14 protein-coding genes are annotated in these 15,184 nt (G+C 53.4%); 7 read left to right on the top strand and 7 right to left on the bottom strand.

Annotated elements, in window-relative coordinates; genetic code table 11:
* The first annotated feature begins 39 nt into the window (after window positions 1-39).
* Window positions 40-753, top strand: coding sequence for a transcriptional repressor LexA (gene lexA, locus AYK82_RS12765; RefSeq protein ID WP_068316402.1), 714 nt, complete (start codon window positions 40-42; stop codon window positions 751-753).
* A gap of 14 nt (window positions 754-767) precedes the next feature.
* Here lexA and AYK82_RS12760 read toward each other — a convergent pair whose 3' ends face one another.
* Window positions 768-3,137, bottom strand: coding sequence for a ComEC/Rec2 family competence protein (locus AYK82_RS12760; RefSeq protein WP_068316399.1), 2,370 nt, complete (start codon window positions 3,135-3,137; stop codon window positions 768-770).
* Window positions 3,138-3,270: 133 nt separating this feature from the next.
* On the opposite strand from AYK82_RS12760, the gene gltX reads away from it, so the two are divergent.
* From gltX to AYK82_RS12725, 6 genes are all read left to right on the top strand, one after another.
* Complete coding sequence (gene gltX, locus AYK82_RS12755) at window positions 3,271-4,695, top strand: glutamate--tRNA ligase (protein WP_068316392.1); 1,425 nt, start codon at window positions 3,271-3,273, stop codon at window positions 4,693-4,695.
* A gap of 231 nt (window positions 4,696-4,926) precedes the next feature.
* Complete coding sequence (gltA, locus tag AYK82_RS12750) at window positions 4,927-6,219, top strand: citrate synthase (RefSeq protein WP_068316390.1); 1,293 nt, start codon at window positions 4,927-4,929, stop codon at window positions 6,217-6,219.
* 190 nt (window positions 6,220-6,409) lie between these two features.
* On the top strand, window positions 6,410-6,715 hold the full coding sequence (locus AYK82_RS12745; RefSeq protein WP_156453353.1) for a hypothetical protein: 306 nt from the start codon (window positions 6,410-6,412) through the stop codon (window positions 6,713-6,715).
* Window positions 6,715-7,740 carry a glycosyltransferase gene (locus AYK82_RS18015; RefSeq protein ID WP_156453352.1) on the top strand — a complete coding sequence of 342 codons (1,026 nt, stop codon included), beginning with the start codon at window positions 6,715-6,717 and terminating at the stop codon, window positions 7,738-7,740. Before AYK82_RS12745 ends, AYK82_RS18015 begins: the two co-directional genes overlap by 1 nt.
* On the top strand, window positions 7,740-9,788 hold the full coding sequence (locus AYK82_RS12730) for a glycosyltransferase (protein ID WP_068316377.1): 2,049 nt from the start codon (window positions 7,740-7,742) through the stop codon (window positions 9,786-9,788). Before AYK82_RS18015 ends, AYK82_RS12730 begins: the two co-directional genes overlap by 1 nt.
* Window positions 9,775-10,191, top strand: a complete 417-nt coding sequence (locus AYK82_RS12725; protein WP_068316375.1) for a hypothetical protein — start codon at window positions 9,775-9,777, stop codon at window positions 10,189-10,191. The genes AYK82_RS12730 and AYK82_RS12725 overlap by 14 nt, the downstream gene beginning before the upstream one ends.
* A 31-nt stretch (window positions 10,192-10,222) precedes the next feature.
* Here AYK82_RS12725 and AYK82_RS12720 read toward each other — a convergent pair whose 3' ends face one another.
* The 6 genes from AYK82_RS12720 to lpxD all read right to left on the bottom strand — a co-directional run bounded on the left by AYK82_RS12720 (window position 10,223) and on the right by lpxD (window position 15,123).
* Entirely contained in the window at window positions 10,223-10,621 is a 399-nt protein-coding gene (locus AYK82_RS12720; RefSeq protein ID WP_068316373.1) for a hypothetical protein, read from the bottom strand.
* Between the two features lie 31 nt (window positions 10,622-10,652).
* A complete protein-coding gene (lpxB, locus tag AYK82_RS12715; RefSeq protein ID WP_068316371.1) occupies window positions 10,653-11,867 on the bottom strand; it encodes a lipid-A-disaccharide synthase in 1,215 nt (404 codons plus the stop codon).
* Window positions 11,857-12,702: an LpxI family protein gene (locus AYK82_RS12710; RefSeq protein ID WP_068316368.1), complete on the bottom strand. Its 846-nt coding sequence runs from the start codon at window positions 12,700-12,702 to the stop codon at window positions 11,857-11,859. Before AYK82_RS12710 ends, lpxB begins: the two co-directional genes overlap by 11 nt.
* A 14-nt stretch (window positions 12,703-12,716) precedes the next feature.
* On the bottom strand, window positions 12,717-13,520 hold the full coding sequence (gene lpxA / locus AYK82_RS12705) for an acyl-ACP--UDP-N-acetylglucosamine O-acyltransferase (RefSeq protein ID WP_068316365.1): 804 nt from the start codon (window positions 13,518-13,520) through the stop codon (window positions 12,717-12,719).
* On the bottom strand, window positions 13,521-13,991 hold the full coding sequence (fabZ, locus tag AYK82_RS12700; protein WP_068316362.1) for a 3-hydroxyacyl-ACP dehydratase FabZ: 471 nt from the start codon (window positions 13,989-13,991) through the stop codon (window positions 13,521-13,523). It lies immediately after the preceding gene.
* 91 nt (window positions 13,992-14,082) lie between these two features.
* Window positions 14,083-15,123 (bottom strand): UDP-3-O-(3-hydroxymyristoyl)glucosamine N-acyltransferase, encoded by a 1,041-nt coding sequence (lpxD, locus tag AYK82_RS12695; protein ID WP_068316360.1) that lies wholly within the window; start codon window positions 15,121-15,123, stop codon window positions 14,083-14,085.
* Between the last annotated feature and the right edge of the window lie 61 nt (window positions 15,124-15,184).

Here is a 15,184-nt window from a genome sequence, read left to right as displayed (position 1 = left end):
TCTCTTTTGAGATACGACAATTAAAACGGAGTGGCTGACATGTTAACAAAAAAGCAACTTGAGCTGTTGTTATTCATCGACAGCCGCTTGAAGGAAAGTGGTATCCCGCCTTCTTTCGATGAGATGAAATTGGCGCTAGAGCTAAAATCAAAGTCTGGTATTCACCGTTTGATAACAGCTCTCGAAGAGCGCGGTTTCATTCGCCGGCTTCCTAACCGCGCAAGAGCGCTAGAAGTCTTGAAACTTCCCGAAGCTGTTAGTGGCCAGCAAGACCTGCCTAGTCGAAAAACATTTACTCCAGAGGTTATCGAAGGTGACCTTTCGCGCAATCGGACTGATCCTTTGCACGACAGCTCCAACCAAGACGTACCAACGCTGGAAATCCCGGTTATGGGTCGTATCGCGGCAGGAGTGCCAATTGAAGCCATTCAAAACAAAAGCCATTCTGTAGCCATGCCCGCAGACATGCTAGGTAATGGAGAGCACTACGCCCTTGAGGTGCGCGGAGACTCGATGGTCGACGCTGGTATCTTGGATGGCGATACCGTTGTCGTAAGAAAATGTAGAACTGCTGAGAACGGCGAGATTGTCGTCGCTGTTGTAGATGATGAAGAAGCGACCTTGAAGCGTATTCGAAAGAAGGGTGGCACCGTCGCCTTGGAAGCGGCAAATCCAGCCTATGAAACCAGAATCTTCGGCCCTGATCGCATTAGCGTGCAAGGAAAAATGGTCGCGCTCTTCCGTCGCTACTAACACTCAATGACCTATCAATAGAGCAAGCCTGATACTGGGCGAGGCAATGATTCCACCCGCGTGACTCTGTTGCTGCCTTTCACCAACTCCTGCCCAAGCGCAAGCGACACACGGTAGAGGTTCCCCTTCACAACCCTATCACCTACTTGCTCGTAGTTTTGAATCTGCATCTGGCCACACCCTTTGGGCACTTGCAAATGTGTAATTACCATATGGGCGAAATGGCAATCCTCTGGCAACGCGGCTGGGTGTTTGGAGTGCGCGATAATAAAGTCGTCCAGATGACCCGTGTTTCCATCCGCAGAGACGGAGACAGGAAAAGGCCTAAGGTAATGAACGCACCCCAACTCATCGCAGGTGCTGTGACCTATTGAGATCCCATATCGATCCGCATATTTTTTGAAAGGTCCCCGCAAAGTTATGACCTGCCCAGCGTAGCCAAGTGCTTGCATCAAGCTTCTACCAATAAAACTCTTGTCTTTGGCGCTTGTAAAAACTACCGGATCGCCCTTGCTATTTTCTGTCAAGAAAGCCCAATGCCTCCCATTTGCGCTAATCGCAAAATTCGGTTTGCTCTGAACAGTCGCGCTCAACAGAACAAAAATAGCAATGATAACTGATGACCATTTTAGCTTCCCAGGACCAGCGCACCCTATGATTATCGCCGCCAAGAGCGATAGGAAACAATTATGTTGCAAGTAAACTTTGTGGGGCAACCCAAGTGAAAGCCACTCGACATACTCGGCAACAACAACAAGCAAGTTGTAGCCGTGCGCCAACCATTGCCAAACAAAATCCAAGCCGATCGGAACAAGAACAAGCGCAGCGACCAGCAGCGGCATGAGCACCAGCGAAAACAGCGGCATCACCAGCAGGTTTCCCAAGAGCCCAAGCGGTGCTGTCTCTGCAAAAAAATATGCGGCACTTGGAGCAGTTGCCAATCCAGCAACCACTGATGTGACTGCACACCCGGCAAACCATCTGGCTGACTTGCGAAAAAAGGCTACGATAGCGCAGGTTAGACCTTCGCCTACACTTTGCTTCTCACCAATCCTTGTGCTTAGCGCATTTGGGAAGAGTTGATAACACCGCACCAAGGCCGCCACCGCGCTAAAGGACATGATAAAGCCCGGCGCCACGACCTGTTCTGGGGCATAAAGCAACACCACAAATGCGGCAATGCCAACAGAGCGCATGCTCAACGCTTCGCGTCCCAGCACGACAGCTCCAAGTGCGACAACCACCATCACAAAAGCCCGCTGTGTCGCCACACTTCCACCTGAAATTCCGAGATAAAACAGGGCTGCCAGTAGCGCGCAACACGCAGCGGCTTTATTGACCCAGCCACGCCTATTCAAAACGCTCACACGAGCACTACAAAACCTTGCAACCAGAAAAACAAAGCCACTCACGAGCGACATATGTAGACCTGAAATCGCAAGGATATGGGCCAAACCCGCTACTCGCAGGCTTTGATAGGTTTCCCGCGAGATCTCGTGCCGCAAACCGCTCACCAATGCCGCAGCAATCCCCGCACCACGTGCCGCCTCCGCGCCCGCAGCATCCATAATACGTTGGTGCACGCCATAGCGGATGATCAGCAAAGCTTGCCGCGCGGCCAAAAGCCAACTAGCCGTCAAAGCACCTGCCTCGTCACTTGCCGCGAGCTGACGCGGCGGCCCCCGCGTAAACCCAATTGCCCCCACCCCGCGAAAGAACGCATGCCAAGCAGCGTCGTAGCTTCGAGGAAGCAAACGAGCCTCTGGTTCACGCAAAAGCACCTGCAAGGATAAACGGGTACCCAACTGATAGCGCGGGTACTTGGCCGGGACACTTACCTCAACGCGTAAAAGCTGGTCACCACGTTTGAGTTTTACTCTTTTGAAAAAGCGCAGCTGGTCCAGCGTATACACCTCTCTGCCACTTGCAGACACCCGCCTTGCCACCACGCGCCCCTCAACCTGCCCATAATACGCTCCCTTCAACACACCATGATCATGCAAGGCAACTCCCAGGGAAAACCGTACACTCCCCAAAACAATCAGCAGCAGCAATCCGCACCACATAGCGGCCCACGCCTGCCCCCGCCCGCGTAGCCACAACCACGCCCCTCCGGCGAGCAAAGCCATAGGCAACGTCAGTCGCCAATCACCAACAATATGTGGAAACCGTAAAAACAGCAGTAGACCGCCGGCAAAGGCCAACGCCCCCCAGCTCAACCCTTCGCCAAGCTCAACAGCCCTGTCTCCTTCACGCTTAAAAGCAGCCCATTCACCCTTGCACACACGCCAAGCTCTCCCCACTCTGCTTGAGCTGTGCGTGTGCGGCATAGCATTTTCTCTAGCATCCAAGACACCAAAGCCGCTTACTCGCATCTCGCTCATCGGGTGATCCACTGTCTTGCTTGTTCTAGGCCCGCTAGTCTCTTGGGCACTCGTCTCCTCTATGCTACACAGCTGCTAGACAAACGGCGTCCGCCGTATTTCAAGGATCAACGCAGAAAGATTGCCAAAACTCATGAGCAAACCAGTCGTCACCCGCTTTGCCCCCTCACCTACCGGCTATTTGCACATCGGCGGTGCCCGCACCGCGCTCTACAGCTGGCTTTACGCCAAAGGCCGAGGCGGCAAGATGCTGCTGCGTATCGAAGACACCGATCGCGCGCGCTCCACACAAGAGGCCGTTGAAGCCCTGATTGATGGCCTCACATGGCTGGGGCTGGACTGGGAAGGCGAGCCGATCTCGCAATTTTCCCGCGCTGAGCGCCACAAACAGGTCGCCGAAGAGCTGGTCGCAGCAGGCAAGGCCTATTACTGCTACTGCACACCTGAAGAACTCACCCAGATGCGCGAAAAGGCGCGAGAAGAAGGGCGCCCACCGCGCTACGATGGTCGCTGGCGTGATCGTGACGCCTCAGAAGCGCCAGAAGGAATTGCCCCTGCCGTTCGCCTGAAGGCACCGTTCGATGGCGAAACCACTGTCTACGACGAAGTACAGGGCACTGTTGCCTTCCCGAACAAGGATCTTGACGATCTGGTGCTCCTGCGCTCTGATGGCACGCCGACCTATATGCTGGCCGTCGTGGTCGATGATCATGACATGGGCATCACCCACGTAATCCGCGGGGACGATCACTTCACCAATTCCGCCCGTCAGGTGCTGATTTACAAGGCTCTTGGCTGGGACGTGCCGAGCATGGCCCACATTCCACTTATTCACGGCCCAGATGGCGCCAAGCTTTCCAAGCGCCACGGCGCAACCGGAGCTGAAGCCTATCGCGCTATGGGCTATTTGCCAGCTGCTATGCGCAACTATCTCGCCCGCTTGGGATGGAGCCATGGCGATGATGAAATTTTCTCCACCGATCAAATGCTGGAGTGGTTTGATTTTGATGCCATTGGCAAGTCGCCATCACGAATGGATTTCCAGAAGCTGGCCAATGTCAACGGCCACTACATGCGCTCTACGAATGATCCAGAATTGATGCAGCACTTCAAAGTGTTCCTCGCAGCTATTGAAGACGGTGCTCCCATTCTGGAATGGCTCCAACAAAGCGACAACGAGAATACACTGCTTGCATCCATGGCGGCCCTGAAGGAACGCGCAAAAACACTGGTCGAATTGAAAGATGGTGCAAGCTATCTCTGGGCAACCCGTCCGCTCTCCATCGAGCCAAAGGCAGAAAAGCTGCTCAGTGATGAAGCCAAGGCCGTGCTTGCCCGCCTTACCGAGAATCTCTCAGATCTCGATGCATGGACCATGGAGACTACGGAGTCCGCCGTGAAAGCCACAGCAGAACAAGCCGAATTGAAACTTGGTAAAGTTGCACAGCCCTTGCGTGCCGCCCTCACAGGCAAGACAACATCGCCGGGTATCTATGATGTCCTTGTTGGCTTGGGCCGCGACGAATCACTGGGCCGCCTGCGCGACGTCTGTGGGTAAAACCCATTAGTTTCTAACGAATAACGCACGGATTACGCTGTTTTCCGTGCGTTTTCAATCATAGGCGAATCTACGTATCCTCCAATCTACTTGCCCTATCGAGGCAAATGCGCTAGCAAAGCCCCAAGACAATTTCCCTTAATGGGTGGTGGTGTCATTTTGTAACGTGTATTCATTCGTACACAATCTGAACGATCACTTTCGGGGATTAGAACGAGGGGGTTGCCAAACATGAGCGACAAGACTGCAAAACTGTCAATCGGGGATGAATCTTGGGATCTGAACGTGCGGAGCGGCTCCGTAGGTCCAGATGTTATCGACATCGCATCTCTGTATGGTCAGACAGGAAAGTTTACCTACGATCCGGGCTTCACCTCCACCGCATCGTGTGAATCAAAAATTACCTTTATTGATGGCGACGAAGGCACCCTGCTCTATCGTGGCTACCCAATTGAACAGCTGGCAGACCATGGTGACTTTCTAGAGACCTGCTACCTGCTGCTTTACGGCGAGCTGCCAAACCGTGCACAAAAGGAAGACTTCGACTTCCGCGTCACCCATCACACCATGATCCACGAACAAATGCGCAGCCTCTTCTCCGGCTTTCGCCGCGATGCGCACCCGATGGCAGTGATGACAGGTACAGTGGGCGCCATGTCCGCATTCTATCACGACAGCACCGATATTTCCGATCCGCACCAACGCATGGTTGCCTCGCTGCGCATGATCGCCAAGCTACCAACCATTGCGGCGATGACCTACAAGTACCATGTCGGTCAGCCTTTCGTTTACCCGCGCAACGATCTGGACTACGCCTCCAACTTCCTGCACATGTGCTTCGCCGTTCCTTGCGACGATTACAAGGTCAATCCGGTGCTGGCGCGCGCCATGGACCGCATCTTCACCTTGCATGCCGATCATGAGCAGAACGCCTCCACCTCCACAGTGCGTCTGGCTGGTTCCTCCGGCGCCAACCCGTTTGCTTGTATTGCCGCTGGCATTGCTTGTTTGTGGGGCCCAGCACACGGCGGCGCTAACGAAGCCGCACTGAATATGCTGGCCGAAATTGGCTCTGTTGATCGCATTCCAGAGTACATCGCCCGCGCCAAAGACAAGAGTGACCCGTTCCGCCTTATGGGTTTTGGTCACCGCGTCTACAAAAACTATGATCCACGCGCCCGTATCATGCAAAAAACCACGCATGAAGTACTGGCAGAGCTTGGTATCAAAGACGATCCGCTGCTAGATGTTGCCATGGAATTGGAGCGCATTGCCCTGTCCGATGAATACTTCATCGAGAAACGCCTCTATCCAAACATCGATTTCTACTCCGGCATTACCCTGCGTGCTCTGGGCTTCCCGACCAGCATGTTCACCGTGCTGTTCGCACTGGCACGAACTGTAGGCTGGATCGCCCAGTGGAAAGAAATGATCGAGGATCCATCCCAGCGTATTGGTCGCCCACGCCAGCTCTACACCGGCGCCGCACCGCGCGACTACATGCCTATTGATCAACGCAGCTAGTCAATTAGCTGATCACAACAAATTGCAAGGGCGACCCACTGGGTCGCCCTTCTTTTTATAACGTCATTTTCAATGAGCATTAGACTAAATTTTTAATTATTATTATTGTTTGATAATCTAATAAAACAATTGAGAATCAACTTACTCTGCGTCATTTATTGCAAATATCTAATTTTGCATGAGTGATACAATGAAAACAAAACTCTCCAAACAACTCGCCGCCGTAGCGGTAGCGCTATCCTTTGCTTCACCAGCGGCTGCGGCGTTTTCTGAGCAACAGCTAAACACCGTAAAACAACTGGTTGCAAACAACGATGTTGATGGCCTCAATGCGTTTATCGAGGCTAATCCGCGCATCGCTCAGGGCAATGACCCGCTGGCAAAATCTATCAAGGGTTTTCAGCGCAGCAGTGGAACGTTGTTTTCTGCGCTGGGTTTCACTAGCCCTACAATGCCAAAGGTTGACAATATCTCTTCCAGTGATGCCATCTACTAATGCTCAAGGAAGACATTCTTTTGGTGGTGGACCCCCGGTTTCCCGGGGGTACCTCTACAGCATTTGCTGCTGAGATAGACGCCCTCAAACAAAACTATACCGTTGCAGTGTGCTATACTCGGGCATCAATGTTTAAGGGGCGCCCAGACAACCCCGCAGTACTCGAGGCTGTCGAACGCCACAAACTGCCCGTGTACGAAAATCAGCGACCTCTTAGCTGCCGCAATATCGTGTTGCACAATCCGGTATTTTTAAAATTCGATAGCTCGTTTAATCAGCGCTTTGCTTGCCAAAACCTTTTTGTGATCTGTCACGAGAACCTCTGTACCCCTCAAGGAGACTGGGGGTTTAATGCCGCCGCCTGTTTCCACCTAATCGAACGCGCCACAATCGCGCAAAACTATTACATAGCTCCGATATCTCCAGGAAATCGTGAGGGAGTTGAGCACGCTATTCATTTTCTGGATAGGCGCTGGCAAATACTTAAGTTCGATTGGTTTAATAAATGCCATTTCGAATTGCTTCCCCCTACCCAATCCCCAAGTGACCGTAGAGGCCGACATTCTCGACCCGGACACGAGAAGTTTCCAAATACATCAGCGATGGCGAAGCTGTTCCCACCCCATGCGCAGTATTGTGGAATTCTTGGCAGCGACAGTCTGGGAGAGACTTTCGAGCAACAAAGCAACGTTGAGTTACTTCCCTTCGGCACAATGGCTGTAGCGCAGTTCTTGCAAAAATTTGACTTCTTTATCTACTACGTCAATCCAATGTGGCAAGAAAGCTTCGGCCGTGTCCTTGCCGAAGCAACGGCTGCCGGAAAACTGGTGATCACAGAGCACCGCTTGGCTAAGACATTTAACAACACCGTGGCAAGTGCCGAAATCGATGATGTCGATCAGTTAATAGAACACTATGTAAACAATCCAAGCGCCTATCAAGCGCAAGTAATCAAGGCACAGAGCTACCTGCACAACTTCTCTGATGCATCCTTCCTGTCAAAACTAAACGGTGTTATAGCCTAATGTTGCTCGTCGATATTCTTGCCCAACCAGACAAAACACTGACCAACGAGCTCCTCAGCCTATCCCAACTTCGGGCGGCGGGATATAATCCTTCAGTGTCCTATGAAGCAACCGAGCCACTATTGCAGGCCCAAGCCTATGGCTTGTCGAAATACAAAGAGCCAGGTGAAGAAGCTGCCAACACGCTTATTGTCTTAAACGCAAACCACCTTGCCGATGACAGGGCGGAGCGCATTCGCAATCTAAAACTCTGTGATAACGCAGACGTCCTTCTCAGCGCACCAGATCTTGACGTAAACAGCCACATCTCCCTTAAGAATAAGTACGCAATAATCACGGGGCGAACAGTCTCCTACCTGCCAAGTGTAACAGCAGGCGAAGCAAAGCACTGCGCAACTGTCAGTTGTGGCGCGCCGCTAAACAACTTGTCGAATACCAAAGTCCCTCTCTGCGTTTTAAGCCCTAACATCTCCGAGGATAATCAGATCTGGGCACTACAGGCTTTGAGCATTGATAAGCAGTTTGACCTGCGGATCATTACAACAGGAGAGGGAAAACAGCGCCTGCGCGGATTACTAGGCAATGCGCCAAAGATTTTCCATTACTCTGAACTAAGCGCGGTTGATCTATCCTGCGCCCAAGGCATCCTTGTCGTAGGTCAAGCTCCAAAAAAAAATAGTATCGCGCAGGCGATACTCATGAACAGTTTCGTCAACGGGAGCGTTACAATCAATTGTAGCAATGCTCAGTTGCCTCCAATCGACTCAGCAGCCGTTGTTGGCCCGCACGATCTTGTTCATTTGCCCGGTTATCTACAAACGAGCATTCTCCCTTCCCTGCAGATATTGCAGGAAAAGTCACGCCAGGCAATCAAGCCGCATCTACATAGCCTGCAAAACGTTCTTGCCCCAATGCTCGGCGAGCCAGAACGCTCACGGGCAGAGGACACATCCAGAACCGGCGAAAAAAAGATCCTCTTCGTGCCGACCAATGGTGTAGGACTTGGCCATGCACAGCGCTGCTCAATCGTCGCCAGCGAACTACATCAACAAAGTATGGTCAATTTCGCGGCGTTTCCAAGCTGCATCCCAATGTTGACCCGCTATGGCTTTGACACGGTCCCCTTGGTGAGCCGTTCTGCTCAACTTGCCACACCCTACGCCAACGATCTCGTCAACTATCATCGCATTGCCGCCAATCTTAACAAGGGCGACACACTGGTGTTCGATGGTGGATATGTTTTTGACAGTATCTATCGCAACATCTACGAGAAACAGCTTCATGCGATCTGGATCAGGCGGGGACTTTGGCAAAACACACAGAACAACAGTGTGGCCCTCGATAGGGAAAAAGCATTCAACAAAGTCATCGTGCCTCTAGAGGCTCTGGACGCGCTCAACCAAACCATATCGACCGGTGATCATGTTTACGAAGTGGGGCCGATTGCTCAACATCTGGAGCTGGATGTTTCCCAGCAGCAGCAGATCCGCGCAAGACTAGCCCAACAGTTTCAAACGCCGTTTAGAAAACTCGTTGTCTCCATGCTGGGCGGCGGTGTCGCTGCTGACCGCTCTGCGCAGCTAAACACCCTCTGTTCTTACTTCGAACAACAAAACGACATTCTGCACTTGGTCGTTATCTGGCCAACTGCACAAGTCAACCCCGCCCTCTACACTTGGCAAAATACGAAGATCGTTAAAACACATCATGCACTTCCGCTGATCAAGTCATGCGACTTGCTGGTCAGTGCCGTTGGCTATAACACCTTTCACGATGTTCTCTACAATGCCATCCCAACCCTGTTCGTGCCGCAGATGGCAAGCTTCATGGATGATCAAGCTGCCAGAGCTACCACCGCCTCCGAAGCTGGCCTTGCGCTAGATGTAGAGCCCACAGACTTTGAAAGCCTCACCTACAAAATTGACGAGGGCTTGTGCCCTCAAACGCAGGCCTCTTTAACGTCCGCCCTGCAATCCTTCAACTTACCAGAGCGCGGCAATCAGGCAGCTGCCGAAATCATCAGTGGAGCTCACAATGAACACCAATGAATATGCTGTGATCCTCTCAACGCTTTCCGGCAGGCAGCCTCAGAGTATTGATAGCCTGTTAGCCCCGTTTGATAACCGCCTCGCACCAGAAGCAGGAAACTGCCTTGCAAGTGAGGGAATGGCACCATCTGAAAGCTTGTTCGCACAGGACACCCAGCTTGCAATCGCTTTTATGGTCTCCAAGCCTCTGGAAAACATAAATGCCACTGCACTCAAGCTTGCGTCGATTGCCGCAGAGAAAAACACCATCCCTGTCATCTTCTCAAAGATCGATTATTGTGGCCTTGAACAAGCGGGCTTTAGAATTGAGCGAATATCGAACATGGGCGATGAGGAAGCAAACCTCCAAATCGAGCAGTTGCAAAACCTTTGGGGCACACCATTTATAATTGAGCTCCAATAAAAGCAAAAGCGCCGCGATTGCGGCGCTTTATTTATTTTACGATGATTCTGTATGTACGGCTATCGTACTCCACCCCTCCGGGGTAATGGGTCTTGTACTCTACCTTGAACTCGTCTTGCCCCTTGAAGCCCTTTTTGGGCTTGTAAAGTGCCATCAGCCCGGGAACAATCGCACCATCACATTTTTTGTAGTGACGACCAGTTAGCTTTTCCCGATGCTTTTTTAAGGTTACCTCGCCGTGTTTTGGCGCTTTTACGACCCGCCCACGCGGAACCGCAAGGTAATCACAAGTATCCACATTAAAGTACATGAGAAAATCGACTGGCGTCACGCGATTTTTTTTCGCCCTAACCTGATAGGTTTCTGCCGCAGCAGCAGATGCACTTAATATAAGTAGCCCGCTAATGAAGATTTTAATTAACTTATTCAAATCACTCTCCCTATTCCACTAGAGCGATAGACTAGGAGAAATTTTGCACACCAGCAACTTTAACGAGTATATTTGCCGCAGCTCGCGCCTGACTATCCCCAGATGGCAGTCGCATACAGCTGTCGAGTCGTTGCATTGCTTCCAGTTGGACCTCGCGCTGCCCAGTATCTGTCAGCAGCGACAACAGCGCGCCTGCCAGTTTATCTGGCGCTGCATCTTCCTCGATGAACTCCGGCACGAAGTTTTCTCCCGCCACCAGATTTGGCAGGACAATGCTGTCGACCTCCGCGATCTTGATATAGGTGTTGAGCCACTTAAGACGTCGGAAGAACCAATCTAGCTTATAGGCAACCACCATTGGCACACCTGCAATCGCAAGCTCTAGCGACACAGTGCCGCTGGCTGCCAGTGCCGCATGTGCGCGCCGGAAAGCGGCAAACTTCGCTTGCTCCCCACACACGATCTCAACCGGCACACCCCATGCAGCCACCCCTTCGCGGATCCGCGCTTCCTGCGCCTTCACAGCAGGCACAACAACCCGCAGCCCCTCGTGCTTGGCGCAGACTTGTCGCACAGTTTCGCCAAACGGTTCGAGTAAGCGTGTTACTTCACTGCCGCGGCTTCCCGGCAGCACCAGCAAAGTGTCCTGCCCCTGACCAAGCCGAGACCGCTCACCTTCTGCCGGGCGCAGCTCCGCCAAGCGCTCGATCAACGGATGTCCAACATAGGTGGTTGCCGGCCCACCAAGGCGCGCGTGCGCCGCCGGCTCAAACGGCAGCAATGCCAGCAGGTGATCTACATAGGCAGACATCTTCTTCGCCCGGCCCGAGCGCCATGCCCATACCGAGGGCGAAACATAGTCGATAATCGGGATGTGCGGTGCCCGCTTGCGCACCCGTTTGGCCACGTTATGGGTAAAATCCGGACTATCAATTATGAGCAGCACATCGGGCCGCGCCGCCGCCACCGCATCCACGGTTTGATAGACCCGTTTCACGATTTTCGGCAGCCGCGCCAGAACCGCGCTAATCCCCATGACAGCAATTTCTTCAAGGTCAAACAGCGACGTAAGACCCTGCGCTTCGAGACGCTCGCCTCCAACCCCCTGCAAATCGATTCCCTGCGGCACCATCGGACGCAGTGCCTTTACCAGCTCTGCACCCAATTGATCGCCAGATTCCTCACCAACCACAACGAACAGCTTTAGCGGGCCCTGTGTGGCGCCCTGCTCACGCTCAGTAGCCATAGATAAACACCCCCTGTTTATTGGCCAAACGCAGCGTCTCTGCCTTCTGCGCGATCAGTACCCGCTTTGCTTCAACAAACAGACCTTGCAACTGCGCAGCCGCGACGCCGCGCACCGTACTTGGCCCGATGGTGGGCAAATCAACGCGCAGATCCTGCCCTCGCTTCGCCCCTTTCACCAAGACGCCCGCGGGGCCCTTGCTGCGGATGCGCCCCAGCTGCCGCAGCTCTGATACCCGCGAGATCATCAGATCCGTACCTTCTGCCGCCTCCGCAGCCAACACGCGCTTTTGCTTCACAGCCAGCGCCTGCCCCATATCCAGATCCGCCAATGTATTAAGGGCCTGCTTGCCAAATTCCAGCTCTGCAAGCGCATCATCGCTAGGGTGAGGACCAGCAAGCAATCCAGACCCAGCAAGTAGCTGCGGTGCCACATCATGGGCGCCGAGCACACGGATGCCTTCTGCCTCAAACAACCCCATGACCTTGACAAGCAAACTGTCATCGCCGCCTTTAAGCGCGGCAATGATCTTGGGGAGCCGCCGCATGGTGCCAAAATCTCCCAGCACCTGCGTGAAATCCGGTCGCTTGCTCACCGAACCAATCAGCACCAGCTCTTTGGCCTGATGCTTTGCCAGCAAATCAAACAGCTTACCAATCTGCGCCCAGCCCAGCTCCACCGGCTCAAAGCGCAAAAGGGAGGCTGAAGCCTCCCCCTGAATGGCAATAGGCAGCACATCTCTCCCGCTGGCCCGCGCCGCCTCGATCACTTCTTCAGGCAACTGCCCGCCCCCGGCAATCACCGCAAGCGGCCCTGCCGCGCGCTGCTGATGCATCCTGTAATACTCGCCTAAGCTTCCTCGCCAACCCTTGGCACACAAAACCTTCGGTTTTCGCGGTCTGTAATAAAGCGGGTCATTGTCTCGACACTGGCAAACCCGGCAAAGGCTTCCCGTGCCTTACTGGCCCGCTCGCGCAAGGTACCTTCATCTGAGGTAAACACCGCCTTGTAAGCCCCGCGCAGCGCATGGATTTCCTCGCGCGAAAAGTTGCGCCGCTTAAGGCCGATGAGGTTCAATCCGTGCAAACGCGCGCGATCACCAATGACAGAGCCAAATGGTATCACATCAAACTCGACACCGGCGAGGCCGCCAATAATCGAATGAGCCCCAAGGCGAACCCACTGTTTCACAGCAGATGTACCACCAAGGATGACATGGTCTTCCACTTCCACATGGCCCGCCAGCACCGAGTTATTCGCCATTATGACAAAATCACCAACCTGACAATCGTGGCCAACATGGGTTGACGCCATAAACAGGCAGTTATTGCCAATTTTGGTGACGCCGCCGCCATGGGCTGTCCCGGGGTTCATTGTCACATGCTCGCGGATCTGATTATTACTGCCGATATCCAGCAGCGTATCCTCGCCAGCATATTTCAAATCCTGTGGCCGATGCCCAATGCTGGCGAACGGATAGATAACGCTGCCAGAGCCCACATGGGTCCGCCCAGCCACCACCACATGAGATTTTAGCTCAACCCCCGCGCCAAGGCGAACTTTGCCGCCCACATGGCAATAAGGGCCAATCACCACATCATCCGCCAGCTCCGCCCCATCTTCGATGATCGCGGTTTGATGGATATTTGCCATTTAGTCCTCGGAATCTACCAGCATGGCGCTGATTTCAGCTTCAGCAACTTTTTGTCCCTCTACAAGGGCGGTGCAATCAAACTTCCAGATCGTCGCACGATTGCGCACTTTCTTCACGTGGAATTGCACCTGATCACCCGGCACCACTGGCTTGCGGAACTTACACTTATCAATGGTCATGAAGTAAACCAAGGAAGGTGTGCCTTTGTTTTCACGAGCATGCACACACAAGGCACCGGCGGTTTGCGCCATCGCTTCAACAAGCAGCACGCCCGGCATTACCGGCTGGCTTGGAAAGTGACCTTGGAAGAACGGCTCGTTGATCGTGACATTCTTGATACCGATACCGGAATTGTCAGCATCCATATCGATGATCTTGTCAATCATCAAGAAAGGATAGCGATGCGGAAGCAATTCCATCACCCGCATGATATCTGCTACTGCCAGTTCCTTTGTTTCGTTCTCGCTCATTTTAAAGCCTCAATACCTATTTCATCTCATATAGCGCCGCAGCTCTAACTCTTGGTTTAAGCCAAAGCGCGTTCCTGATCTTGCGTTTGGTTTATTTCTCGCTGCCACGTTCGGCAAGTCGTCGCACCGCCGCCAATTCTTTAAACCACAGCTTAACGGGCTTGGCAGGCATGCCGCCGTAGCGCCCGCCGGGTTTCAAATCGCTATGCACCGTACTTACTGCCGCCACTTGCGCGCCCATGCCGATGGTCACATGACCACCAACACCACTTTGCCCGCCAATGGCCACATAGTCCTCAAGCGTGGAGCTACCGGAGATACCGACCTGCGAAACGATCACGCAATGCCGCCCAACTTGCACATTGTGCCCGATCTGTACCTGATTATCGATTTTGGTACCTTCTCCGATAATCGTGTCGCGGTTGGCACCCCGGTCAATTGTGGTATTTGCACCAATCTCAACGTGCTTTTGGATAACAACCCGGCCCAACTGGGGGACTTTCGCGTGCCCGCCTGCGCCCATGGCAAAACCAAAACCGTCTTGGCCGATACACACGCCGGGATGAATGATCACCTCGTCACCAATTAGCGCATGCTGAACCATGGCATTGGCGCCGATCCGGCACGCCCGGCCGATCTGGCAGTTCGCTCCGATCACTGCATTGGGGCCAATATGCGTTCCCGCACCAATATGTGCCCCCTTGCCTATAACAGCGCCCGGCTCTACACACACGCCCTCTTCCAAATGCACACCATCGCTCACATGCGCTTTCGGATGCACACCCAAGGCATCACTAACAGGCATGGGCGCCATCGCATCAGGATAGAGCTGGGCAAGAACAAGCGCCAACGCATTATACGGCTGTTTGGCAAGCAGCGGCACCACACCGTCAGGAACGCGATCCAGATACTTTTTGGGCACCAAACACGCGGAAGCCTTGGTCTCGTCCAATTGATCAACGTATTTCGGGTTTTCGATAAACACCAGCGCACCCGGACCAGCCGCATCAAGCGGCGCCACATGGGTTATCAGCGTACTGTCATCGCCGCGGCAAATCTCTGCCCCCGCCCAAGCCGCCACTTGAGCAACACGAACGGGAGTTGGCGCAGGAAAGAAGTCACTCTCTGTCATAAGCGTCCTATAAACACGAAAACGGCCGCCGAAGGCTTCGGCGGCCGAGTTTACTCAATTT

Source organism: Polycladidibacter hongkongensis (assembly GCF_001561995.1).
GTDB lineage: Bacteria > Pseudomonadota > Alphaproteobacteria > Rhizobiales > Stappiaceae > Pseudovibrio > Pseudovibrio hongkongensis.
This window is presented reverse-complemented; position numbering and strand designations above follow the sequence as displayed.